Genomic DNA, 25,083 nt, shown 5'->3' with positions numbered 1-25,083 from the left:
CGCTACGCAGAACGCGGCGTTTCGACAACCGGTTCGCCGGTCGTGGCCGCGCAGGCGCGCCGGTTACATCTGCACTTCGATCAAATTCGGACCGCTGCCGGCGACGCCGGCGTCGAGCGCCTTGTTGAGTTCATCGGCGCTGGTCACGGCGCGGGCCGGCACGCCCATGCCCTTGGCCAGCGACACCCAGTCGAGGTTCGGCCGATCCAGCGACAGCATGTCCTGCGCGCGCTGGCCCGGCTCGCCGGCGCCGACTCCGTCGAATTCGCCGCGCAGGATCTGATATTTGCGGTTGGCGAACACCACGGTTGTGACGTCGAGATTTTCGCGCGCCTGGGTCCACAGCGCCTGCAGCGTGTACATCGCGCTGCCGTCGCCGACCATGCAGATCACCTTGCGGTCCGGACACGCCACCGCGGCGCCGACCGCGACCGGCGGCGAGAAGCCGATCGAGCCTCCCATGTTCTGCAGCCAGTCGTGCGGCGGGGCCGCCGCCGTCGGCGGGAAGAAGCCGCGGCCGGTGGTGATCGATTCGTCGATCACGATGGCGTTTTCCGGAATCGCCATGGCGATCGCCATCGCGATCGAGGCATGTGTGAGCGCGCCGCTCGGCCGCGCGATCTCGACGAGTTTCTGCGGCTGCGCGTCCTGCGCTTTGGCACCGAGCGCGCCGGCCAGCGCTTCGAGCGCCGCGACCGAATTCTCGCCGCCCTCAGTCATGCGATGCACCTCGCAGCCTTCGGGCTTCAGCAGGCTCGGCTTGTTCGGATAGGCGAAGAACGCCACCGGATCATTGGCCTCGACCAGCACGATGTGGCGGAAATCCTTCAGGATCGGCAGCGCGGCCTCGATCACATAGGGAATCCGCTCGATCGAGTAGCGGCCGCGGCCGCGCGCCATTCGCGGGTTGTAGGTCTGGCCCATCACCTTGCAGCCGGTCTTGCCGGCGATCCGCGCGGCGAGGTCGAGGCCGTGTTCGGTCAGCGCCCCGCCGGTCATCAGCAGCAGCGTCGGCTCGCCCGAGCGCAGCACGCGCGCGGCGGCCTCGACCGCGTGCGGCGAGTAGCTCGGGCGCTGGGAATCGTTCGGCACGTCGGCGATGCCGTCGGCCTCTCCCCAGGCGGTGTCGGCCGGCAGAATCAGCGTGGCGATCTGCGGCGGCGCGCTCTTGGCCGCGGCGATCGCGGCAGCGCCGTCGCGCGCCACCGATTGCGCGTCCGGCGAGGTGCGGACCCAGGACGACATCGGCCGCGCCAGGCCTTCGATGTCCGAGGTCAGCGGCGCGTTGTAGTCGATGTGGTAGGTGGCGTGCTGGCCGACGATATTGACGATGCCGGAACTCGCCTTCTTGGCGTTGTGCAGATTGGCGAGGCCGTTGGCGAGGCCGGGGCCGAGATGCAGCAGCGTCGAGGCGGGCGTGCGCTTCATCCGGAAATAGCCGTCGGCGGCGCCGGTGACCACGCCCTCGAACAGGCCGAGCACGCAGCGCATGCCCTCGACTCGATCGAGCGCGGCGACGAAGTGCATCTCCGAGGTGCCGGGGTTGGCGAAACAGACGTCCACGCCGCCATGGACCAGCGTCCGCACCAGACTTTCGGCACCATTCATCGCGTCTCTCCCGGTTGTAGCGTTTCTTCGACCGATCAATCATTGTTCCGTGGTTTCGTCAAAGGGCCACGGCGCGGATCAGAATTGCGCGAGGCGACAATGCGCGCTGCCCGGACAGCTTGCGCCCGGGCTATGATTGTGGCCTGTCTCGGGTAACATTCTGACGATTGCGAGGTTCATCGATGATCGCTTCCGCTGTTCGCCTGTTCGCCTTCGCCGCCGCTTTTGCCGCAGCCGGAATCTCCCAGGCGCCCGCGCAGGAGATGGACCTGCGCGAGGTGATGGGCTTCGGGCCGTTCTTCCGCTCCGGCTCCTCCGGCGTGAGCCCGGTGCCGCGCGAGCGTGTCCAGTTCATGGGCAATTATGCGCCCGGAACCATCGTGATCAGCACCTCGGAACGGCGGCTTTATCTGGTCGGCGCCGACGGAACCGCGCTGCGCTATGGCATCGGCGTGGGCCGCGACGGCTTCCGCTGGGCGGGCACCCACCGCATCACCGCGAAGAAGGAATGGCCGAGTTGGACGCCGCCGGCGCAGATGTTGCGCCGGCGCCCCGACCTGCCGCGCCACATGGCCGGCGGCGAGGACAATCCGCTCGGCGCGCGGGCGATGTATCTCGGTTCGACGCTGTACCGCATCCACGGCTCCAACGAGCCGGAGACGATCGGCCAGGCGGTATCGTCCGGCTGTTTCCGGATGACTAACGAGGACGTCGTCGATCTCTACGAGCGCGTCCGCGTCGGCACCAAGGTCGTCGTCAAGAACTGACACGATCGCGTGCGCCGGGCCCGCGCGGGCCCGATGCCCCGAATTGCGGGTTGTGCGGCCGCCGCGATTGCGGCAGCGTCCGGCGATGCAACGCGGCCCCCGCCCCTTCCGACGCGCGCTCGCGGCGATCGTCGCCATCGCACTGACGGCGTCCGTCGTGGCTTCATCGTCCGCGGCCGACCGCACCGACATCCCGGCGAACCAGCGCGCCGAGAAGACGGACTTCAGCGACAGCCAGATCCTCGACGGCTTCTTCAAGATCGCGTTCGGGGCCGAGTATCACGTCGCCGGACGGGTCGATCGGATCCGGAAATTCCAGGGTCCAGTGCGGATCTTTGCCGAAGGCGAAACCCGGCCCGACCGGCGAGCCGAGCTCTCCCGGGTGGTCGCCGACATCGCCCGGCGGGTGCGCCATCTCGACATCGCGATGACCGACGACAGCGACGAGGCCAACGTCACCGTTCACCTCGTCCGCGACAGGAATCTCGGCAAGACCATCGCGAGCTTCTACGGCGCCGAGCGCGCGCGGGAGATCCACCAGTCGCTGGACCCGCAATGCCTGTCCGGCTTCCGCAAGAACGACAGATACGAGATCGAACAGGCCCAGGTGATCCTGACAGTCGACAACGGCGACTTCGTCTTCCTCGATTGTGCCTATGAGGAACTGCTGCAGTCGCTCGGCCCGATCAACGACACCGACGAGGTGCCGTGGACGATGTTCAACGACGACGTCCAGAAGGGCTATTTCGACGTCTACGACCAGTATCTGCTGAACATCCTGTACCACCCCGAGGTGAAGCCGGGGATGACGGTGCAGGAGGTCAAGGCCGTGCTGCCGCAGGTGATGACCGACGTCCGCAGCTTCGTCGGCAAGACCAACGGGCTCGGACCGTAGCGCGGGGCAAGCGCGCAGTTGCGCGCGGGGCACGCCCAACGCCCACTTCCATTGTTAGAGAGTTCCCGCGCCCCAAGCACGGCGGGCTCCCTCGCCCCGCTCTTGCGGGGAGAGGGTTGGGGTGAGGGGCGACGCGAGCACTGACTCTCGGCCTTGTCGAGGCGCCCCCTCACCCGGCTTGCATCTGGCGATGCAAGCCGACCTCTCCCCGCGCGCGGGGAGAGGTTCAGCGCGCGCCGCGGCAGCGGCTCCGAAGGACGCATCATCAGCACTCACTCGCGCCGACGCGCCTGCGCGACAGCGCGCGGCCTCTCACCAGGCACGGCGAGCCCCCTCTCCCGCCCTTGCGGGGGAGGGTTGGGGTGGGGGCGACGCGAGGGTACGGACCGGATAGATTCCTGACAGTTCAGACCGGGGTGATTGTCGACAGTTCACACTGCATCGGAGGGAGGACCGCCGATGCCTTTTGTGGAGACCTGTCGGATGGAACAGCGGGTGCGGATGCTGTCGGAGCATGCGAGCGGCCATTGGAGCGTGTCGGATCTGTGCCGGCGCTACGGGGTCAGTCGAGACACGTTCTACGAGTGGCGGCGGCGTCGGGACAGCGGGGCCGAGGACTGGTTCGTGGACCGCTCGCATGCTCCGCATCATTGCCCGCAGCGGACCGATGCCGCACTGGTTGCGACGATCGTCGATCTGCGGCGCCGGTTTCCGCACATGGGTCCGCGCAAGCTTCTGGCGATCCTGCGGCGCAAGCATCCGGAGAACGCGTGGCCTTCGGCCTCGACGATCGGCGGATTGTTGAAGCAGGCCGGGCTGATCGCGCCGGTCAGGCGGCGGCGGCCGGCGCTGGCTCAGCAACGACCGTTTGCAGCGGTGAGCGCGCCGAACGACGAATGGGCGGCCGACTTCAAGGGCTGGTTTCGGACCCGCGACGGCACCCGGATCGATCCCTTGACGCTGACCGACGGTTTCAGCCGCTATCTGTTCGACATCGCCATCACGCCGCAAACCATCGACGCCACGATGCCGTTGTTTCTCGATGCCTTCCGCCGCCATGGCCTGCCGCGGGCGATCCGCTGCGACAACGGCTCGCCGTTCGGTTCGACCGGCGCCTGCGGGCTGACCCGGCTGTCGGCCTGGTGGCTCAAGCTCGGGATCGAGCCGCATTTCGTGCATCCAGCCTCGCCGCAGGAGAACGGCCGTCACGAGCGGATGCATCGGACCCTGAAGGCACAGACCTCGCGCCCGCCGGCGGCCACGGCGACCCAGCAGCAGTCCCGCTTCGATGCCTTCCGCGATCACTACAATCGGGAGCGCCCGCACGAGGCGCTCGGCCAGCGACCGCCGGCCGAACTCTACACCGTCTCGACGCGGCAGATGCCGGACCGGATCGCGGACCCCTGGTACGACGCCGACCACGAGGTGCGGCGGGTCCGCAGCTCCGGCGAGATCATGTGGCACGGCGAGCGCATCTTCATCAGCGAGGCGCTGATCGGAGAACCGATCGGCATCGCCGAACTCGACAACGGCGACCAGATCGTGCGGTTCTGCCACTACGACATCGGCCTGATCGATCGCCTCCGCGTGTTCCGTCGCTTCGCTCCGCCCCGAGAGGGGCTGCGCTACGCGCCGCAACACGCGGACAAAGACCTGTCGACAATCATCCCGGTCTAAAGTGTCGGGAATCATGCCGGTTGAACAGAGCACTGAACCCCGTCATTCCGGGGCGCTCACGAAGTGAGCGAACCCGGAATCCAGAGGTTGTTGCGAACGGTCGATGAGCATCTCGAGATTCCGGGTTCGCGAGCTGCGCTCGCGCCCCGGAATGACGTCGCGAGACCAAGGCGCGACCGCCTTACGCCGTCTTCGCAAACAGCTCGCGGCCGATCAGCATGCGGCGGATTTCGCTGGTGCCGGCGCCGATTTCGTAGAGCTTGGCATCGCGCAGCAGGCGGCCGGTCGGATAGTCGTTGATGTAGCCGTTGCCGCCGAGCAACTGGATTGCATCCAGCGCGCATTGCGTCGCCTTCTCGGCCGCATACAGGATCGCGCCGGCGGCGTCCTCGCGGGTGGTCTGGCCGCGGTCGCAGGCCTTCGCTACCGCATAGACGTAAGCGCGCGAGGCGTTCATCGTCACATACATGTCGGCGATCTTGCCCTGCACGAGCTGGAACGTGCCGATCGGCTCGCCGAACTGCTTGCGCTCGTGCACATAGGGCATCACCACGTCCATGCACGCCTGCATGATGCCGAGCGGCCCCGCCGCCAGCACCGCGCGCTCGTAGTCGAGCCCGCTCATCAGCACGTTGACGCCGCGGCCGACCTCGCCGAGCACGTTCTCCTCCGGCACTTCGCAATCCTCGAACACAAGTTCGCCGGTGTCGGAGCCGCGCATGCCGAGCTTGTCGAGTTTTTGCGCGGTGCTGAATCCCTTGAAGCCTTTCTCGACCAGAAACGCGGTCATGCCGCGCGGCCCGGCACTCGGATCGGTCTTGGCGTAGACCACCAGCGTCTCGGCGATCGGACCGTTGGTGATCCACATCTTGTTGCCGTTGAGGACGAAGCGGTCGCCCTTCCTCTCGGCGCGGGTCTTCATCGACACCACGTCGGAGCCGGCGCCGGGCTCGGACATCGCCAGCGCGCCGACATGTTCGCCCGAGATCAGCTTCGGCAAGTACTTGCGCTTCTGCGCCTCGCTGCCGTTGCGGCGGATCTGGTTGATGCAGAGATTGGAATGCGCGCCGTAGGACAGGCCGACCGAGGCCGAGGCGCGGGAGATCTCCTCGACCGCGATGCAGTGCTCGAGATAGCCGAGCCCCGAGCCGCCGTAATCCTCCTCGACCGTGATGCCGTGCAGCCCGAGCTCGCCGAGCTTCGGCCACAGATCGCGCGGGAAGGTGTTGGTCTTGTCGATCGCGTCGGCACGCGGGGCGATCTCGTTGAACGCGAAATCCCGCACCGTCTCGCGGATCGCATCCGCGGTCTCGCCGAGATCGAAATTGAACATGCTCTGCGCGTTGGGAATCATGATCGGGACGTCTCCACTCGTCGGGCGCAGCGCCGAAGCCGCGCGCCAGTGTTCTGGTTGCGGCCACCATGTCATGGCGCCGCAGGGCTGAGAAGGCTCCATTGGTCGCTTCGGCGAGGCCTTCCGGGGCCTTTGCCAGCGCCTCGACGCAAGACGCCGCCGGGCGGAAATCCGCTGCCGGATCAATTTGTTCGTGAGCACCGCAGGATACGCCGGGAGTACCTTGCTCTCGCCACGACAACCGGTTGTAATCGCCCGCACGATCCGCCGCGATCAAGACGGTGGACGGGAGAACGGCCGATCCGCCGCAGGGCGGGCTGTCGGACAGAAACGCCAACACCAATAACCGAGGGCCCTTCATGCACGGCACCATCGAGATCGACAACGCCGCCCGCCAGCGCGCCGCGCGCGACGAAGCCTATGCGACGCCGCTGTCGCAATTCCACCCCGGCGCGCCGCGGCATTTCCGCGACGATACGCTGTGGCCGTGGTTCGAGCGGCTGCGCAACGAAGAGCCGGTGCACTACTGCACCAACGCGCCGATCGAACCGTATTGGAGCGTGACCAAATACAACGACATCATGCATGTCGACACCAACCACGGCATCTTCTCATCGGATTCCACGCTCGGCGGCATCTCGATCCGCGACGCGCCGCAGGGCTACGACTGGCCGAGCTTCATCGCGATGGACGAGCCGCGGCATTCGGCGCAGCGCAAGACCGTATCGCCGATGTTCACGCCGGACCATCTCGACGAACTCGCGGTGCTGATCCGCGGGCGGACCCAGACCGTGCTCGACGGCCTGCCGCGCAACGAAACCTTCAACTTCGTCGAGCGGGTCTCGATCGAGTTGACGACGCAGATGCTGGCCACCTTGTTTGACTTCCCGTTCGAGCAGCGGCGCAAGCTGACGCGCTGGTCGGACGTCGCCACCGCGCTGCCCAAGAGCATGATCGTGGCGTCGGAGGAGGAGCGCCGCAACGAACTGAACGAATGCGCCGCGACCTTCGCGGCGATGTGGAACGAGCGCGTCAATTCCGAGCCGCGGAATGACCTGCTGTCGATGATGGCGCATCACGACGCCACCCGGCAGATGGACCGCGACAATCTGATCGGCAACATCCTGCTGTTGATCGTCGGCGGCAACGACACCACCCGCAACACCATGACCGGCTCGGTGCTGGCGCTGAACCAGAACCCGGACCAGTTCGCCAAGCTGCGCGCCAATCCGGCGCTGATCGACACCATGGTACCCGAGGTGATCCGCTGGCAGACGCCGCTGGCGCATATGCGCCGCACCGCCTTGCAGGACACCGAACTCGGCGGCAAGACCATCCGCAAGGGCGACCGGGTGGTGATGTGGTACGTCTCAGGCAACCGCGACGACGAGGTGATCGAGCGCCCGAACGACTTCATCATCGACCGCAAGCGGCCGAAGATCCATCTGTCGTTCGGTTTCGGTATCCACCGCTGCGTCGGGATGCGCCTCGCCGAATTGCAACTGAAGATCGTCTGGGAAGAAATGCTCAAACGGTTCGACCGCATTGAAGTTGTGGGGGAGCCGAAGCGGGTGTATTCGAGCTTCGTCAAGGGCTACGAGTCCTTGCCGGTTCGCATCTCATGACCCCTTAAGAAAAAGAAGACAGCCTCCAAAATGAAACATCATGCCGCCGCGGAGCAGGACGAATTCCACGACATCCGCGACGCCGTCGCCAAACTGTGTTCGCAGTTTCCCGGCGAATATTGGCGCAAGCTCGACCGCGACATGGCCTATCCGCAGGCCTTCGTCGATGCGCTGACCACCGCCGGCTATCTGTCGGTGCTGATCCCCGAGGAATACGGCGGCGCCGGGCTGAAGCTTTCGGCGGCGGCCGCGATCCTGGAAGAGATCCAGCGCGCCGGCTGCAACGGCGGCGGCTGCCACGCCCAGATGTACACCATGGGCACGCTGCTGCGGCACGGCTCCGACGAGCAGAAGGCGAAGTGGCTGCCCAAGGTCGCCTCCGGCGAATTGCGGCTGCAGGCGTTCGGCGTCACCGAGCCGACCTCGGGCACCGACACCACCTCGCTGAAGACCTTCGCCAAGAAGGACGATAGCGGCGACTACATCGTCAACGGCCAGAAGATCTGGACCAGCCGCGCCGAATATTCCGACCTGATGATCCTGCTGGCGCGGACCACGCCGAAAGATCAGACGGCTAAGAGAACCGAGGGTCTTTCGGTGTTCCTGGTCGACATGCGCGAGGCGCGCGGCCACGGCCTCGAGATCCGCCCGATCCGCACCATGATGAACCATGCCACCACCGAGGTGTTCTTCACCGACCTCAAGGTGCCGAAGGAAAATCTGATCGGCGAGGAGGGCAAGGGCTTCCGCTACATCCTCTCCGGCATGAACGCCGAGCGCATCCTGATCGCGTCGGAATGCGTCGGCGACGCCAAATGGTTCATCGCCAAGGCCAGCGCCTACGCCAAGGACCGCACCGTGTTCGGCCGGCCGATCGGCCAGAACCAGGGCATTCAGTTTCCGATCGCCAAGGCCTACGCCAACATGCGCGCGGCCGAGCTGATGGTGAAGGAAGCGACGCGGAAGTACGAAGCCGGCATGGATTGCGGCGCCGAGGCCAACATGGCAAAGATGCTCGCGGCCGATGCATCGTTCGAAGCGGCCAATGCCTGCATCCAGACCCACGGCGGCTTCGGCTTCGCCGAGGAATACGACGTCGAGCGCAAGTTCCGCGAAACGCGTCTGTATCAGGTCGCGCCGATCTCCACCAACCTGATCCTGTCGCATCTCGCCGAGCACGTGCTCGGCATGCCGCGGTCGTATTGAGTCTCCTGCGCTGCGTGCAATGCACCCAGCCCGATCGAATCGTCATTCCGGGGCGCCGCGCAGCGGCGAACCCGGAATCCCGAGCTGTTCATCCGGCGGCGGCACGACGCCTCGAGATTCCGGGTTCGCGAGCTATCGCTCGCGCCCCGGAATGACGACAATGGTGCCGCCCACCGATGACCATCCCAAGGATTGAGCAATGCTTCCGCTCGAAGGACTGACCGTCATCGCCGTCGAACAGGCGGTCGCAGCCCCGTTCTGCAGTTCGCGGCTCGCAGACGCCGGCGCCCATGTCATCAAGATCGAACGCCCCGAGGGCGATTTCGCGCGCGGCTATGACCACGCCGCCAAGGGCCAGAGCAGTTACTTCGTCTGGCTCAACCGCGGCAAGGACTCCGCGGTGGTCGACCTCGCCACCAAGGAAGGCCGCGCCGAACTCGAAAGGCTGATCGCCTCGGCCGACGTGCTGCTGCAGAATCTGAAGCCCGGCTCGATGGACAAGCTCGGCTTCACCCGCGAGCGGCTGCGCGCCGACTATCCGAAGCTGATCATCTGCACCATCTCCGGCTATGGCGACGACGGGCCCTATGCGCATCGCAAGGCTTATGACTTGCTGATCCAGGCCGAGAGCGGCCTCGCCTCGATCACCGGCGGGCCGGAAAGCGCCTCGCGCGTCGGCATGTCGATCGTCGACGTCGCCACCGGCGCCACCGCGCATGCGGCGATCCTCGAAGCGCTGATCGGCCGCGGTCGCACCGGCCAGGGCGCCGACATCCGCATTTCGATGTTCGACGTGATGGCCGACTGGCTCACCGTGCCGCTGCTCAACGCCGAAGCCGGCAATCCGCCGAAGCGGCTCGGCCTCGCGCATCCATCGATCGCGCCCTATGGCGTGTTCACCAGCAAGGACGGCAAGGACATCCTGATCTCGATCCAGAGCGAGCGGGAATGGAAGAAGCTCTGCTCGGACGTGCTGCGCCAGCCGGATCTCGCGACCGATCCGCGGCTGTGCAGCGGCGTCGAGCGGGTGAAGAACCGCGCCTACACCGACAAGATCGTCGCCGACATTTTCGGCGCGCTGACGCGCGACGATCTGCTCGAACATCTCGCCACCGCCGACATCGCCTTCGCCGAAGTCAACACGATGGAAGATCTGTCGCAGCATCCGCATCTGCGCCGGATCGAGGTCGACACCCCGAACGGGCCGGTGACCTATCCGGCGCCGGCCGCGATCGTGGTCGGCGACGACCGCCATTACGGCGCCGTGCCGGGCATCGGCGACAAGCGCAAGTAACAAGGGCCAACACCATGACCACCCCGCTCGATATCGATCATCTGCGGCAATGGATCGGCCGCAGCGAACAGGCCACCGACACAGTCACCGCACAGCTCGTCCGTGGCCTGCGCGCGACGCTGTTTCTCGACATCGGCAAGCCCGCGGCGGGCGACGCCGCGCCGTTCACCGCGCATTGGTGCCTGGGCCAGCCGGTGTACCCGATGGATCAGCTCGGCCCCGACGGCCACCCGACCCGCGGCGGCTTCCTGCCGCCGGTGCCGCTGCCGCGGCGGATGTGGGCGGGCGGCGAACTGACCTTCATCGATCCGCTGAAGGTCGGCGATGAAGTCACGCGGACCTCGACGATCGGCGACGTGACGATCAAGCAGGGCTCGACCGGCACGCTGTGCTTCGTCACCGTCAATCACGAGATCACCACGCCGCGCGGGATCGCGATCCGCGACCGCCAGGACATCGTCTATCGCGACGTGCCGCCGCCCTCGTCGGCTCCCGCGGCCCCGGCCAAGCCGGCCGCCGCGCCGCCGGCCGCGCAGCATCGCGAAAGCCACCTCGCCGATCCAGTGCTGCTGTTCCGTTACTCGGCGCTGACCTTCAACGGCCACCGCATCCATTACGACCGCGACTACGTCACCAAGGTCGAGGGCTATCCCGGTCTGATCGTGCACGGCCCGATGCAGGCCGCACTGCTGGTCGAATTCGCCGCCAGGCTGAAAGGCAGTGTGCCGAAGACGTTCAGCTATCGCGGCGTGCAGCCACTGTTCGACGGTGCCGAATTTTCGGTCAACGCCGACGAGACGGCGAGCGGCTTCGAACTTTGGACCGCGAATGCCGACGGCGTGCCGACGATGAAGGCCACCGCGAGCTGGTAGCAGCCTTCGCACGGCGGCCGCGAAACCCCTCCCCCTTGCGGGGAGGGTCGGCCGAGCGAAGCGGAGGCCGGGGTGGGGGTGCCGCGAGCACTGCGCCTGTGTCCACCCCCCACCCGACCGGCCTTACGGCCGGCCACCCTCCCCGCAAGGGGGAGGGAAACTTGGCATCGCGGCTGACGTTGTTGACTCCCCTCGCCTCCTCCTGATTGATCGGCGCAAGCAACAATCACGGCGCGCCGTCGCCGGAGGAAACCGCCTTGCCGAAGAAGCCGAAGCCGCACGCTGCGACGACGACCGTCAAATCCGCCACGCTCGATCTGCTCCGCGCGTTCAAGATAGACAAGGTGTTCGGCAATCCCGGCTCGACCGAGCTGCCGTTCCTCAGCGACTGGCCGGACGACATCGACTACGTGCTGGCGCTCCAGGAGGCGAGCGCGGTGGCGATGGCTGACGGCTATGCGCAGGCGACGCGCAATGCCGGCTTCGTCAATCTGCATTCGGCCGCCGGCGTCGGCAACGCGCTCGGCAACATCTACACCGCGTTCAAGAACCAGACGCCGCTGGTGATCACCGCCGGCCAGCAGGCGCGCAGCCTACTTCCGTTGCAGGCATTTCTCGGCGCCGAGCGCGCCTCCGAATTTCCGCGGCCCTATGTGAAATACAGCGTCGAGCCGGCGCGCGCCGAGGATGTGCCGGCGGCGATCGCGCGCGCCTACTATGTGGCGATGCAGCCGCCATGCGGCCCGACCTTCGTGTCGGTGCCGATCGACGATTGGGCGCGGCCGGCGGCGCCGGTGCCGCCGCGCAGCGTGACGCGCGAGATCGGCCCGGAGCGCGCGGCGATGCAGGCGCTGGCGGATGCGCTTTCGTCGGCGAAGAAGCCAGCGCTGGTGGTCGGGCCGGCGGTCGATCGCGCTGCGGCGGTGGAGCTGATGGTGCAAGTCGCCGAGAAGGCCAAGTCGCCGGTGTTCGTCAGTCCGTTTTCGGCGCGCTGCAGTTTCCCGGAGCGGCATCCGCTGTTCGCCGGCTTCCTGCACGCCTCGCCAGGGCAGCTCTCCGAAACTCTCGTTCCCCACGACGTCGTGGTGGTGATCGGCGCGCCGGTGTTCACCTTCCATGTCGAGGGCCATGCGGCGATCTTCGACGGCGGCGCGGCGTTGTTCCAGATCACCGATGATGCCGAGGCCGCGTCGGTGACGCCGCTCGGCACCAGCATCGTCGCAACCATGACGCCGGCGTTATCGCTGCTGCTGGAATTGTTACCAGAGACGCAGCGTGCCGCACCGCCGGCGCGCGCACTTCCACCCACGCCGCAAGCTGCCGCGCCGATGCCCGCAGAGTATCTACTCGATGCGCTGGGCAGAGCGATGCCGGACGATGCGATGCTGGTCGAGGAAGCGCCGTCGCATCGGCCGGCGATGCAGAAATTCATGCCGATGCGCGGCCAGGACAGTTTCGCCACGATGGCGAGCGGCGGACTCGGCTGGTCGCTGCCGGCCTCGGTCGGCTTCGCGCGGGCGCATCCGGAGCGCCGCACCGTGTGCCTGATCGGCGACGGCTCGGCGATGTATTCGATCCAGGCGCTGTGGACCGCGGCGCAGCGCCGGCTGCCGCTGACCGTGGTGGTGCTGAACAATGGCGGCTACGGCGCGATGCGCTCGTTCAGCCAGGTGATGCAGGTCCGCGACGTGCCGGGGCTGGAGCTGCCGGGGATCGACTACGTACAGCTCGCGCAGTCGCTCGGCTGCGCGGCGGAGCGCGTCACGCGCTGCGAGGACGTCGCGCCGGTGTTGTCGCGCGCGCTGGCGCATGACGGCGTGTTCGTGGTCGAGGCGATGCTGGATAGCGTGGTGCCGCTGCTCTACGCGAAGAACGGGTAGGTCACTCAGCAGCGCGCGCCAAGACCGCAGCCTGCTCCCTCGCCCCGCCCTTGCGGGGAGAGGGGTGGGGTGAGGGACGACACGGGCACTGAGTCTCGGCCTCGCGGAGACGCCCCCTCACCCGCCCGGCTTCGCCGGTCGACCTCTCCCCGCGCGCGGGGAGAGGTTAGGCCGTGCGCGAGCCCTACGCCTTCGCGCCGAACGCCTCGCGCAATTTGGCCTGGATCTTGGCCATGCCGCCGATCCAGCGATCGTAGTTCTCGGTCTTCTTGCGCATGTAGTCGACCACCTGCTTGTGCGGCAGGATCAGGAAGCTCTCCTGCGCGAGGCCCTCGATCACGTCCTGCGCGACCTGCTCGGGCGAAAGGTCGCCGTCGGCGGATTGCGGGCCTTTGGGGATTCCGCGCAGCATGTTGGTGTCGACGCCCTGCGGGCACAGGATCGAGACCTTGATGTTGTGCGCCTTGTGGGAGATCGCCAGATTTTCGGCGAAGCCCACCGCGCCGTGCTTGGTCGCCGAATAGGCCGGGCTGCCGACCTGCGACAGCAGGCCCGCCGCGGAGATCGTATTGAGGAAATAGCCGCCGCCGCGCGCCTTGTAGAGCGGGATCAGATGCCGCGCGGCATAGACATGCGCCATCACGTGGATCATCCAGCTCTTCATGAACGGCTCGTCGGACGAGCCGCCGGCATTCTCCGACAGCGGATCGAAGCCGCCGCCGATGCCGGCATTGGAACAGAACAGCGCGATCGGGCCGAAGCGCCGTTCGGTCTCGTCGATCACGTGCTTGATGTCGGATTCGACCGCGACGTCGCATTTGAACGCCGCGCCGCCGATCGCCGCGGCGACCGCCTCGGCGCGGGCGGAATCGAGATCGGCGACCACGACCTTGGCGGCGCCCGCTTTGGCAAACGCCTCGCACAGCGCCTGACCGATACCATTGCCGCCGCCTGTGACGACGACGACCTTGCCCGCAACTTGCATTGGATTTCCCCCGACTGGTTGTTGTTCGGGGTGTCTTAGCGCGTATCCCGCAAAAGTGGCACCCGGTTTTGCGACCGGGATATGCGCAAAGGGAAACCGTCGCCGGCCGAGGGTTAGGCGGCCAGCACCAGGTCCATCACCGCCACATAGTGGCAGGCGGCGGCGATCAGCACGAAGCTGTGCCAGATCGCGTTCTGGAATCGCAGCCGGCGCCAGGCGTGGAAGATCACGCCGAGCGTATACAGCGCGCCGCCGGCGGCGAGGAACCACATCGCCAGATTGGGCAGCGTTTCGATCACATGCTCATAGGCGATCAACCCGCTCCAGCCCATCGCCAGATACAGCCCGACCGAAAGCTTGTCGAACTTGCCCGGCTTGAACAGCTTCAGCAGGATGCCGATCAGGGCGACGCTCCACACGCCGGCGAGCAGCGCCAGCGCGAACGTCTGGTCCTTGATCTGGCTGATGATCGGTGTGTAGGTTGCGGCGATCAGGATGTAGATCGCCGAATGGTCGAACCGCCGCAGCAGCCATTTGCGCGGGGACACCGGCCACAGATTGTAGGCCGCCGACAAACCCAGCATCGCCAGCAGACCGGCTGCATAGACCGTGACCGAGACGAATTTGGACGTATTGGCGAACACTCCGGTCAGCGTGATCAGCGCGGTCACGGCGATCAGGCCGGCGACGAGGCCCAGCACGTGGACCACGCCATCCGCAATCAACTCAGCGCGATCGTAGTTCCAGTGAACCGATCCCCTGGAGTCGATCCTGGAATGCGAATCGATTTGCTTCATCCGAAAGATCGTCATAGGCGGAGGCGACACCCTGTCTCGAATTGATCTGGCGCATTCATGGTTCACGGCGGCGATGCAATACAATTCGCGGCGCGTCCTGCCGTTCCTGACCGATTTTATCCCCCTGAAAGGCGGCGAAGCCAAGGCCCCGGGGTCCGTCGGCATCAGGTCGGATTGTCGCATCGCTCATTTTGCGGCTACCGTCGCCGGTACCCGCCTCTTGATTGAACATTAGCGCCCATGGCCTTCCGTTTTTCCCATCTGGTCGAGGAAGCATGGCTGTCGGCGCGGGCGCTGAAAGACTACAGCGAAACCATGTTCAATCCGACCATCCGGCTCGGCGTCACCGGATTGTCACGGGCCGGCAAGACGGTGTTCATCACCGCGCTGGTGCACGGCCTGTCGCGCGGCGGACGGTTTCCGATCTTCGAATCGATGTCGACCGGGCGGATCGCCAAGGCCCGGCTGGCGCCGCAACCCGACGACGCGGTGCCGCGGTTCGGCTATGAAGCCTTCCTCGCCACGCTGATGGAGCAGCGCAACTGGCCGAGCTCGACGGTCGATATCAGCGAATTGCGACTGGTGATCGACTATCAGCGCAAGAACGGCGCCGAGCGGACGCTGACGCTGGATATCGTCGACTATCCCGGCGAATGGCTGCTCGACCTGCCGCTGCTGACCAAGAGCTACGAAAAATGGGCGGCGGAGAGCCTGGCGCTGTCGCGGCAGGACCCGCGCCGCCGCGTCGCGGTGGACTGGCACGCGCATCTGGCCACACTCGACCCGAATGGCCGCGAGAACGAGCAGGAGACGCTGACCGCGGCGCGGCTGTTCACCACCTATCTGCGCGACTGCCGCAACGAGCAGTTCGCGATGAGCCTGCTGCCGCCGGGCCGCTTCCTGATGCCAGGCAACCTCGCCGGCTCGCCCGCATTGACCTTCGCACCTCTGGACGTGCCGATCGACGGCACCGCGCCGGAACGTTCGCTGTGGGCGATGATGCGGCGGCGCTATGAGGCCTATAAGGACGTGGTGGTGCGGCCGTTCTTCCGCGATCACTTCGCCCGGCTCGACCGCCAGATCGTGCTGGCGGATGCGCTGTCGGCGTTCAACGCCGGCCCCGAGGCGCTGCACGATCTCGAAGCCGCACTGGCCGGCATCCTCGACTGTTTCCGGGTCGGGCGCTCGACGCTGCTCTCCAGCGTGTTCCGGCCGCGGATCGACCGCATCCTGTTCGCCGCCACCAAGGCCGACCATCTGCACCATTCGAGCCACGACCGGCTCGAGGCGATCCTGCGCAGGCTGGTCGAGCGGGCGATGCAGCGCGCCGAATTCGCCGGCGCCAAGGTCGACGTGGTGGCGCTGGCCGCCGTGCGCGCCACCCGCGAGGCGCAGGTGCAGCGCGGCCGCGACCGGCTGCCGTCGATCGTCGGCACCCCGATCAAGGGCGAGATGGCCGACGGCGAAGTGTTCGACGGCGAGACCGAGGTCGCGACCTTCCCGGGCGACCTGCCGACCAATCTGCAGGGGCTGTTCAAGGGCGAGGATACTTTCCGCGGCCTGGCGGCGGGATCGCATCAGGATGCCGATTTCCGCTTCCTGCGCTTCCGGCCGCCGCGGCTCGATACGCGCGATCCCGAGGGGCCGGCGTTGCCTCACATCCGCCTCGACCGCGCGCTCCAGTTCCTGATCGGAGACAAACTGCAATGACCGAGCGGGTGCCTCCCCGAAGGCCGGCGACCTTCAAGCTCACCGACCCGAGCGTCGTGCTGATCGATGCCGACGACAGCGGCAGCACCAGCCGCGCCGCCGCCCAGGCCGGCGCGACGGCGTCGTCGTCGTCGTCGTCAGCATCGTCCTCGTCGTCGGCATCAGCGGCGCCGCCGCCGCGGGCGCGGATCCAGCTCGCCAGGGAAGCCGAGCCGCCGATCGTCGCGCCGAAGCCGCCGGCCAGCGTCATCAATCCGAAGAAGGGTTTCCGCTGGGGCGCGCTGTTCTGGACGGCCGCGACCGGGCTGGTGACGCTGGCGTTCTGGCTGTGGATCAGCAAGCTGATCGAGGATCTGTTCGCGCAGAGCCAGATGCTCGGCACCGTCGGCATGGTGCTGGCGCTGCTCGCCGCCGGTTCGCTCGCGATCATCGTCGGCCGCGAGGCGTTCGGGCTGATCCGGCTGGCGCGGATCGAGCAGTTGCACGCCCGCGCCGCCAAAGTGCTGGAAACCGACAACCGCGCCGAGGCCCAGGCGATTATTCGCGAGCTCCTGAAATTCGAGCACCCCAATCCGCAGCTCGCCCGCGCCCGCGCCACGCTCGAAAAGCACATCGGTGACATCATCGACGGCGCCGACCTGATCCGGCTGGCCGAGCGCGAGCTGATGACGCCGCTCGACCTCGAGGCGCGGGTGATGATCTCGAAGGCGGCGCAGCGCGTCTCGCTGGTCACCGCGATCAGCCCGAAGGCGCTGATCGACGTGCTGTTCGTGGCGATCGTCGCCACAAGGCTGATCGGCCAGCTGGCGCGGCTGTATGGCGGCCGCCCCGGCGCGCTCGGCATGTTCAAGCTGATGCGGCAGACGATATCGCACCTCGCCGTCACCGGCGGCATCGCGCTCAGCGACAGCGTGATGCAATCCGTGCTCGGCCACGGCCTCGCCTCGCGGCTGTCGGCCAAGCTCGGCGAAGGCGTCGTCAACGGCATGCTGACCGCACGGCTCGGCCTCGCCGCGATCGACCTGACCCGCCCGCTGCCCTTCGACGCCCTGCCCCGCCCGGTGCTCGGCGATCTCGTCAAAGACCTGCTGAAGAAGCGCGAGAAAGAAGAGTAGCGCCGAGGCCGGCGCTGCTTGCTCCGACCGATCAATCGAACTGACGGTCGAGCACCCGGGCGTCCGAACGAGGCGACCGCGGCGCGGCCCGGATGCCCTCGCCCCGTTCTCGCGGGCTGCGGTGAACAACCGTGTCGGCTCGCATAGATCGGCTGCGCAAACGACAACGGCCCGGACTTGCGTCCGGGCCGTGTTTGCAGTCGCCGTGGAGGCTCAGGCGGCGGCCGCGGATTTCGAGGTGGGGACTTCCGAAATCGTCTTCAGGATCTGCGACGCGATCTGGTAGGGGTCGCCCATGGAGTTCGGGCGGCGGTCTTCCAGATAGCCCTTGTAGCCGTTGTTGACGAAGGAATGCGGCACGCGGATCGAGGCGCCGCGGTCCGCCACACCGTAGGAGAACTTGTTCCACGGGGCGGTCTCGTGCTTGCCGGTCAGGCGCATGTGGTTGTCCGGACCGTACACGGCGATGTGGTCGTGCAAATTCTTCTCGAACTGGCCCATCAGCGCTTCGAAGTAGTCCTTGCCGCCGACTTCACGCATGAACTTGGTCGAGAAGTTCGCGTGCATGCCCGAGCCGTTCCAGTCGGTATCGCCGAGCGGCTTGCAGTGCCATTCGATGTCGATGCCGTAGCTCTCGCACAGCCGCAGCATCAGATAGCGCGCCATCCACATCTGGTCGGCGGCGGTCTTCGAGCCCTTGCCGAAGACCTGGAATTCCCACTGGCCCTTCGCCACTTCGGCGTTGATGCCTTCGTGATTGATGCCGGCCGCGAGGCAGAGGTCGAGATGCTCCTCGACGATCTTGCGCGCGATGCTGCCGACATTCTTGAAGCCGACGCCGGTGTAATACGGGCCCTGCGGCGCCGGATAGCCGGCCTCCGGGAAGCCGAGCGGACGGCCGTCCTTGTAGAAGAAGTATTCCTGCTCGAAACCGAACCAGGCGCCTTCATCGTCCAGAATCGTGGCGCGGGTGTTGCTGGCATGCGGGGTGACGCCGTCGGGCATCATCACTTCGCACATCACCAGAATGCCGTTCTTGCGGGTGGCGTCGTTGAACATCGCGACCGGCTTGAGCACGCAATCCGAGCTGCGGCCCTCGGCCTGCATGGTGGAGGAGCCATCGAAGCCCCACAGCGGCAGTTGCTCGAGCGTCGGATAGATCTCGAATTCCTTGATCTGCGTCTTGCCACGCAGGTTCGGCACCGGCGTGTAGCCGTCGAGCCAGATGTACTCGAGCTTGTACTTTGTCATGCGGTTCTCTCTGTTGATCTGCAAAGGGTTGTGGACCCGAAGCGGACTTGGAACCGCACCCGGCGGCCGATGTCCGGGCAATATGAAGCATTTGTTATGCCAAATTTTTGCGCCGCGGCGAAAACCGCCTCTCCGCGCGATCAACGTCGGCAGACGGCGCGGGGCGTCCACCGTACCCGCCCGAATCCCTGCTTTCAGGCCGGTATTTGCACGAAACGACAGCGCGAAAACAAAATTAACCGATCCGGCGCACGCTTTTTGGTGGCGGGGTGGTTCGGGCTGTCGGCAACCAAGCCGGCTTCGCGGAGTTGCCCCGCATGACCAGAGCGCGGGCAGATGGCGTTTTGCCTATGTTATCGGCAAACGATGATATTTCCTTGAGCATATTGCACCACGCCTGGGCGCGGCAGATATCTACAGACCGACGCAGACCGCGAACCACGGAATGCGACCGACGGAATGCAACCGAAGGAGAGAAGGAGATCAGAGTGAGCACCTTGAATCAGACGACCGCCAAAATCTACCAGTTTCCTGTCGGCGGCCGCGGAAGCCTTGCCCGGCGCCAGCCCGCCGTCGCTGATACGGGATCCCGGAATGTCGTGACTAGTTCGAGCTGGTACCACGAAGCGGCGATGCTCGAAGAACAGGCTCCCAAACCGCAATGACACCGACACCAGCGACGCCGCGGGGCGGGGTTTTCCAGAACTGACGAAGGGCCGGCGTGCAAGCGTTTCGGCCCTTTGTTTTTGCCGGCGGTCGTCGCCTTGCCAGGGTGGCGGTTCAGACGCCGAAGATCGACCAGCCGAGTCGTTTGGTCAGCGCTTCCAGCGCGATGCGGCCGAGATGGGAATTGCCCGAGGCGTCGAGCCCCGGCGACCACACGGCGATCGATGCCGTGCCGGGCGCGACCGCCAGCACCCCTCCTCCGACCCCGCTTTTTCCCGGCAATCCGACCCGATAGGCGAATTCGCCAGAGCCGTCATAATGGCCGCAGGTCAGCATCAGCGCGTTGATACGACGCGCCCGCTGCGCCGACACCACGTTGTGGCCGGTCGCGGGATTGCGGCCGTTATGGGCGAGGAAACGCCCCGCCATCGCGAGCTGGCGGCAACTCATCGCGATGGCGCAATGGTGGAAGTACACGCCGAGCGTGTATTCGACCGGATTGTCGAGCACGCCGAAGGACTTCATGTAGTTCGCCAGCGCGGCGTTGCGAAACCCGGTGCGCTGTTCGGATGCGGCGACGGACTCGTCGATGACGATCGAGGAATCGGCGGCGAGAAATTGCATGAATCGGAGAATTTCGCCGAGCGCCTCGCGCGGCTGGTGCCCGGACAGGATCAAATCGGTGACGGCGATGGCGCCGGCATTGATGAAGGGATTACGCGGGATGCCGCGCTCGCGCTCGAGTTGGACGATCGAGTTGAATGCCGAGCCGGACGGCTCGCGCCCAACCCGGCGCCACACCCGGTCGCCTGCCATGCCGAGCGCCAGCGTCAACGTGAACACCTTGGAGATGCTCTGGATCGAGAACGGCACGTCGGCGTCGCCGCCGGCGGCGACATGGCCGTCAGCGTCGATCACGACGAGGCCGAAACGCTTGGGATCGACCTGCGCCAATTCGGGAATGTAACTCGCGACCGCGCCGCGGTCGGCGCGCTGCGCCATCTCTTCGGCGATTTCAGAGACGGTGCGGTCGAGATGATCAGGGCTCATGACGGCGGAAAGAAAGGCAAGCTCCGTCGCAAAGCAAGGCCAAAGAGGATGCAGAATGCTGCTGGTGATGTGAGACGGTCGCCGCGCACACGGCCTGATCCTTCTCCCCGCGCGCGGGGAGAAGGCTGGGATGAGGGGGCGTCACCACAGGGCCGAGCGCCAGTGGTCGATAATCATCAGTCGAAAAGCAACTCGAAGGCTCAGCCGCGCGGAGGCGCCCCCTCACCCGACCCGGCTTCGCTGCGCTCAACCGGGTCACCTCTCCCCGCGCTCGGGGAGAGGTGAGGCCGCACTCGCTTTTATTCAGTCTAACCAGCCGGAGCCGTGTGGCGCTTGCGTCGGCGCTGCAGCGCGCTGAGATGGCCGTCGCCGGTCGGCTGATAGAATTCGGTGTAGCGATGCGTCGCCTCGCCGAACGCCTGCGCATCGGACTCCTTGGTGACCGCGAAAGAATCGAAGCCGTTGCGAAGCAGGAAGGTGAACTGATCGCGCAGGATTTGTCCGGTGGCGCGCAGTTCGCCACGGAAACCATAGACCTCACGCAGCCGGCGGGCCTGGCTGTGCGCGCGGCCGTCCTTGAAGGTGGGAAACACCAGCGCGATCAGCGACAGACGATCGAGCCACGGCTTCAGCTCCGCGACATCGCGATTGTTCGGCCAGATCACGCCGAGCGGCGCGTTGCGCGCTGACAGCGCCTCGGCGTCGGCGAGAAAGCGGGCGGCCGAAATCAGCACCGCGCCGCCGGCCGGCAACTCGGCATCGTCGGCGACGCTGACGAAGTCGTCGGCGACGATCGCGCCGTTCTTAACGAGTGGCATAGACGCGCTCCTTGAAGGGTTCGACGCCGATCCGCTTGACGGTGTCGACGAACAATTCCTCCGGCTTTTCGCGCAGCGCCAGATAGGCCTCGACGATGTCCTCGACCACGTCGGCGACTTCCGCATACGGCACCGCCGGCCCGATCAGATCGCCGACGCGCGCATCCTCGTCGGCGCGGCCGCCGATGGTGATCTGATAGAACTCCTGATCGTTTTTCTCGACGCCGAGAATGCCGATATGGCCGACGTGGTGATGCCCGCAGGCATTGATGCAGCCCGATATATTGACGTGCAGCCGGCCGATCAGATTGGCGGTCTCGTGATTGGCGAAGCGCCGCGTCAACTCCTGTGCGATCGGGATCGAGCGGGCGTTCGCCAGCGAGCAATAGTCGAGCCCCGGGCAGGCGATGATGTCGCTGACCAGATTGACGTTCGGCGTGGCGACGCCGAGCGCGTCGAGCGCGGCCCACAGCGCCGGCAGATCGCGCCTGGCAACATGCGGCAGCGCCAGATTCTGCTCGTGGCCGACGCGGATCTCGCCGAACGAGTATTTGTCGGCGAGATCGGCGATCGCATCTATCTGATCGGCGGTGGCGTCGCCCGGCGGGCCGCCGACCGGCTTCAGCGACAGCGTAACGATGGCGTAGCCCGGCTCGCGATGCGGCGCGACCGAGTTCCTGCGCCACGCCTCGAAGCGGGCGTCGCCCGCCGCGGCGCGTAGTTCATCCGGCATCGCCGGCAGTTTCTCGTAGGCCGGGTAGACGAAGCGCGAGCGGATATCCTCGATCATCTCGTCGTCGAGCGTCAGCGGGCCTTCGGCGACCTCTTGCCAGGCCTGCTCGACTTCGGCGGCGAATTTTTCGATGCCGAGTTCGTGCACCAGGATCTTGATTCGCGCCTTGTAGATGTTGTCACGGCGGCCGTACTGATTGTAGACGCGCAGGATCGCCTCGACATAGCTGAGGATGTCGCGGCCGCGCACGAACGGCTTGATGCTCTTGCCGATGAACGGCGAGCGGCCGAGCCCGCCGCCGACCAGCACCTCGAAGCCGGTCTCGCCCTGCTCGTTCCTGATCAGCCGCAGGCCGATATCGTGCACCTTGATCGCCGCGCGGTCATGATCCGACGCGGTGATGGCGAATTTGAACTTGCGCGGCAGGAACGAGAATTCCGGATGCAGCGCGGTGTGCTGGCGCAGGATCTCGGCCCAGACCCGCGGGTCCTCGACCTCGTCGGGTGCGACGCCCCCCCATTGGTCGGCGGTGACGTTGCGGGTGCAATTGCCCGAGGTCTGCATCGCGTGGATGCCGACCTCGGCGAGATCGGCCAGCGCGTCGGGCAGGTCCTTCAGCGCGATCCAATTGAACTGGATGTTCTGCCGGGTGGTGAAGTGGCCGTAGCCGCGGTCGTATTTGCGGGCGACGTGAGCGAGCTTGCGGAGTTGCGCCGACGACAGCGTGCCGTAGGGAATCGCGACGCGAAACATATAGGCGTGGAGTTGCAGATAGACGCCGTTCATCAGCCGCAGCGGCTTGAACTCGTCCTCGGTCAGTTCGCCGCTGAGGCGGCGCTGCACCTGATCGCGAAATTCCGCGACCCGTTCGTCGACCAGCGTCTGGTCAATCTCGTCGTAAGCATACATGAAACAAAAGCCTCAAGCGTGGGCGGGCAGCGCGATGGTAACGCCGCTCCTGCGGATCTGCTCGCGCAGATTGCCGGGAACAACGGCGCCGGTGTCGTCGATCTTGACCGGCGCGATGTAGGCGCCGACCGCGCCGACATCGTCGGCGACGGAGGCCGCCAGCAGCGCGCGCGCAGGCTCCGCCTCGCGCACGATCGCGGCATTGGCGAGCTCGGTCGACCAGCCACGATCGGCGGTGCGATAGATCACCACGCCGTCGAACGTGCGGTTCGCGGTCACCACCGACGGGCCGGTGATCTTGATCTTCTGTTGCAGCGGAGAGGTCATTCGGCGGCTACCTGATAGGTCGACACGAGTTGCTGGAGCTGTTGCCGGCGCCACGGCGCCGAATGCGCGACGACGTCGCCGATCACCAGGATCGCCGGGCCGCCATCGACCTGAGCGACCAGCGCCGGCAGATCGGCGAGCGTGCCGACAGCGGCCTGCGCGTCCGGCCGCGTCACCCGCGCGAACACGCCGACCGGCGTCTGCGGCGAGCGCCCGGCTTTCAGCAGGCCGTCGCGCACCGTGGGCGCTGCGGTCATGCCCATATAGACCACCACCGTCATCTTCTCGTCGGTGAGCGCCGACCAGTCGACAGCCTCTGCATCCACCGCCTTGTGGGCGGTGAGAAAGGTGATGCGGAGCGCCTCATGGCGATAGGTCAGCGGGACCTCGAACTGCGCCGCGGCGCCGAATCCGGCGCTTATGCCGGGCACCACCGAATACGACACGCCGGCGTCGCGCAGCGCCTCGACTTCCTCGCCGCCGCGGCCGAACACGAACGGATCGCCGCCCTTCAGCCGCACCGCGCGCTGGCCGGCCTGCGCGGCTTCGATCAGCAGCGTGTTGATCGCGTCCTGGCCGATCCCCGGCTTGCCGATGCGGCGGCCGACCGGCACCCGCGCCGCGTCGCGGCGGATCCGGTCGAGAATTTCGGGCGACACCAGTTCGTCGTAGAACACCACGTCGGCGTCCTGCAGCGCGCGCAGCGCCTTGATCGTCAACAGGTCAGGATCGCCGGGCCCGGCGCCGACCAGCGTGACGTGCCCTTCGGTATGAGCCGACACTGAACCACGCGCATAGGCCGAGGGATCGACGATCGCCTTCAACTGCTCTTCTGCAGCGTCGCTACGACCCTCGAGCACGGCAGCGCCGATCGGGCCGTCGACGACACGTTCCCAGAACCGGCGGCGCAGCGGGAATTCCGGGATCCGCGCCTTCATCGGCGAACGCCAGCGGCCGATCAGCGCGGCGAGATCGCCGATCCGCGCCGGCAGCAGCGTCTCGATCATCTCGCGCACCCGCCGCGCCACCACCGGCGACGACCCGCCGGTGCCGATCGCGACCACGACGTCGCCGCGATCGACGATCGCCGGGAAGATGAAGGTGGAGTGCGCAAGTTCATCCATCACGTTGACCGGGACGCCGAGTGCGCGGGCCTTCGCCGCGAGCGGTGCCGCGAGATCGCCGGCGCCAGCGCACATCAGCGCGATCGCGCCCGACAGATCGGCCTCGGCGGGTTCCCCCGTCATCGACGTCACGCGCGCGCGGTCGGCCTCGCTGAGGCCGGCGAGGTCGCCGTCCCCGTCGGTCACATACCAGCGGATCGTCGCGCCGGCCGACAGCAACAGCCGCAGCTTGGCGCGCGCCATCTCGCCGGCGCCAACCAGCACCACCGGCCCTGCCGCGAGATCGAGAAAGACCGGAAGAAACCGCATGAGCGCTCCGTTGCCCCTTTCGGGTTCACAAGAATTATTTTCTAGCTGGAATGCTTACAAGCCACGCGGAAAGAAAACCAATCCTTTGCAAAATGGCCCAGCTCGCTGGAA

General features: G+C 66.5%; 21 protein-coding genes. 11 read left to right on the top strand and 10 right to left on the bottom strand.

Annotated features, from left to right (window positions below):
* Window positions 1–63: 63 nt before the first annotated feature.
* The gene (locus SR870_RS23990; protein ID WP_322515987.1) at window positions 64–1,608 is read right to left on the bottom strand and encodes an acetolactate synthase large subunit; all 1,545 of its coding nucleotides are present in this window, start codon (window positions 1,606–1,608) and stop codon (window positions 64–66) included.
* Window positions 1,609–1,790: 182 nt separating this feature from the next.
* Here SR870_RS23990 and SR870_RS23985 point away from each other — a divergent pair, with 182 nt between their 5' ends.
* From SR870_RS23985 to SR870_RS23975, 3 genes are all read left to right on the top strand, one after another.
* Entirely contained in the window at window positions 1,791–2,375 is a 585-nt protein-coding gene (locus SR870_RS23985; RefSeq protein WP_322515986.1) for a L,D-transpeptidase, read from the top strand.
* Between the two features lie 85 nt (window positions 2,376–2,460).
* Window positions 2,461–3,270 carry a DUF2927 domain-containing protein gene (locus SR870_RS23980; RefSeq protein WP_322515985.1) on the top strand — a complete coding sequence of 270 codons (810 nt, stop codon included), beginning with the start codon at window positions 2,461–2,463 and terminating at the stop codon, window positions 3,268–3,270.
* A 483-nt stretch (window positions 3,271–3,753) separates the two neighbouring features.
* Window positions 3,754–4,947, top strand: a complete 1,194-nt coding sequence (locus SR870_RS23975; protein WP_322514220.1) for an IS481 family transposase — start codon at window positions 3,754–3,756, stop codon at window positions 4,945–4,947.
* 181 nt (window positions 4,948–5,128) lie between these two features.
* Here SR870_RS23975 and SR870_RS23970 read toward each other — a convergent pair whose 3' ends face one another.
* Complete coding sequence (locus SR870_RS23970; RefSeq protein WP_322515984.1) at window positions 5,129–6,301, bottom strand: isovaleryl-CoA dehydrogenase; 1,173 nt, start codon at window positions 6,299–6,301, stop codon at window positions 5,129–5,131.
* A 359-nt stretch (window positions 6,302–6,660) separates the two neighbouring features.
* On the opposite strand from SR870_RS23970, the gene SR870_RS23965 reads away from it, so the two are divergent.
* The 5 genes from SR870_RS23965 (at window position 6,661) to mdlC (ending at window position 13,178) form a co-directional block, all read left to right on the top strand.
* Complete coding sequence (locus SR870_RS23965) at window positions 6,661–7,926, top strand: cytochrome P450 (RefSeq protein ID WP_322518362.1); 1,266 nt, start codon at window positions 6,661–6,663, stop codon at window positions 7,924–7,926.
* 30 nt (window positions 7,927–7,956) lie between these two features.
* Window positions 7,957–9,132, top strand: coding sequence for an acyl-CoA dehydrogenase family protein (locus SR870_RS23960; protein WP_322515983.1), 1,176 nt, complete (start codon window positions 7,957–7,959; stop codon window positions 9,130–9,132).
* A gap of 199 nt (window positions 9,133–9,331) precedes the next feature.
* The gene (locus tag SR870_RS23955) at window positions 9,332–10,426 is read left to right on the top strand and encodes a CaiB/BaiF CoA-transferase family protein (RefSeq protein ID WP_322515982.1); all 1,095 of its coding nucleotides are present in this window, start codon (window positions 9,332–9,334) and stop codon (window positions 10,424–10,426) included.
* Between the two features lie 14 nt (window positions 10,427–10,440).
* A complete protein-coding gene (locus tag SR870_RS23950) occupies window positions 10,441–11,298 on the top strand; it encodes an FAS1-like dehydratase domain-containing protein (RefSeq protein ID WP_322515981.1) in 858 nt (285 codons plus the stop codon).
* Window positions 11,299–11,555: 257 nt separating this feature from the next.
* A complete protein-coding gene (mdlC, locus tag SR870_RS23945) occupies window positions 11,556–13,178 on the top strand; it encodes a benzoylformate decarboxylase (RefSeq protein ID WP_322515980.1) in 1,623 nt (540 codons plus the stop codon).
* A gap of 184 nt (window positions 13,179–13,362) precedes the next feature.
* On the opposite strand, the gene SR870_RS23940 is transcribed toward mdlC, so the two are convergent.
* Entirely contained in the window at window positions 13,363–14,163 is an 801-nt protein-coding gene (locus tag SR870_RS23940) for an SDR family oxidoreductase (protein WP_322515979.1), read from the bottom strand.
* Window positions 14,164–14,276: 113 nt separating this feature from the next.
* A complete protein-coding gene (gene trhA, locus SR870_RS23935; protein ID WP_322515978.1) occupies window positions 14,277–14,975 on the bottom strand; it encodes a PAQR family membrane homeostasis protein TrhA in 699 nt (232 codons plus the stop codon).
* A 225-nt stretch (window positions 14,976–15,200) separates the two neighbouring features.
* Here trhA and SR870_RS23930 point away from each other — a divergent pair, with 225 nt between their 5' ends.
* Window positions 15,201–16,670 (top strand): YcjX family protein, encoded by a 1,470-nt coding sequence (locus SR870_RS23930; protein ID WP_322515977.1) that lies wholly within the window; start codon window positions 15,201–15,203, stop codon window positions 16,668–16,670.
* A complete protein-coding gene (locus tag SR870_RS23925; RefSeq protein ID WP_322515976.1) occupies window positions 16,667–17,785 on the top strand; it encodes a TIGR01620 family protein in 1,119 nt (372 codons plus the stop codon). Before SR870_RS23930 ends, SR870_RS23925 begins: the two co-directional genes overlap by 4 nt.
* A gap of 213 nt (window positions 17,786–17,998) precedes the next feature.
* Here the strand turns inward: SR870_RS23925 and SR870_RS23920 are convergent, their stop codons facing one another.
* Window positions 17,999–19,036 carry a glutamine synthetase beta-grasp domain-containing protein gene (locus SR870_RS23920; protein WP_322515975.1) on the bottom strand — a complete coding sequence of 346 codons (1,038 nt, stop codon included), beginning with the start codon at window positions 19,034–19,036 and terminating at the stop codon, window positions 17,999–18,001.
* A 488-nt stretch (window positions 19,037–19,524) separates the two neighbouring features.
* Between SR870_RS23920 and SR870_RS23915 the strand changes: the two genes are divergently transcribed.
* Window positions 19,525–19,701, top strand: coding sequence for a DUF2735 domain-containing protein (locus SR870_RS23915; RefSeq protein ID WP_322515974.1), 177 nt, complete (start codon window positions 19,525–19,527; stop codon window positions 19,699–19,701).
* Window positions 19,702–19,816: 115 nt separating this feature from the next.
* Here the strand turns inward: SR870_RS23915 and SR870_RS23910 are convergent, their stop codons facing one another.
* From SR870_RS23910 to cysG, 5 genes are all read right to left on the bottom strand, one after another.
* Complete coding sequence (locus tag SR870_RS23910; RefSeq protein ID WP_322515973.1) at window positions 19,817–20,752, bottom strand: glutaminase; 936 nt, start codon at window positions 20,750–20,752, stop codon at window positions 19,817–19,819.
* Between the two features lie 308 nt (window positions 20,753–21,060).
* Window positions 21,061–21,570 (bottom strand): DUF934 domain-containing protein, encoded by a 510-nt coding sequence (locus SR870_RS23905; protein ID WP_322515972.1) that lies wholly within the window; start codon window positions 21,568–21,570, stop codon window positions 21,061–21,063.
* Complete coding sequence (locus SR870_RS23900; RefSeq protein WP_322515971.1) at window positions 21,557–23,212, bottom strand: nitrite/sulfite reductase; 1,656 nt, start codon at window positions 23,210–23,212, stop codon at window positions 21,557–21,559. The genes SR870_RS23905 and SR870_RS23900 overlap by 14 nt, the downstream gene beginning before the upstream one ends.
* A gap of 12 nt (window positions 23,213–23,224) precedes the next feature.
* A complete protein-coding gene (locus tag SR870_RS23895; RefSeq protein WP_322515970.1) occupies window positions 23,225–23,539 on the bottom strand; it encodes a DUF2849 domain-containing protein in 315 nt (104 codons plus the stop codon).
* On the bottom strand, window positions 23,536–24,972 hold the full coding sequence (cysG, locus tag SR870_RS23890; RefSeq protein ID WP_322515969.1) for a siroheme synthase CysG: 1,437 nt from the start codon (window positions 24,970–24,972) through the stop codon (window positions 23,536–23,538). Before cysG ends, SR870_RS23895 begins: the two co-directional genes overlap by 4 nt.
* Window positions 24,973–25,083 lie beyond the last annotated feature (111 nt).

Source organism: Rhodopseudomonas palustris (genome assembly GCF_034479375.1).
Lineage (GTDB): Bacteria > Pseudomonadota > Alphaproteobacteria > Rhizobiales > Xanthobacteraceae > Rhodopseudomonas > Rhodopseudomonas palustris_M.
The sequence above is the reverse complement of the archived record's forward strand: the minus strand, read 5'-3'. Positions and strand labels throughout refer to the sequence as shown.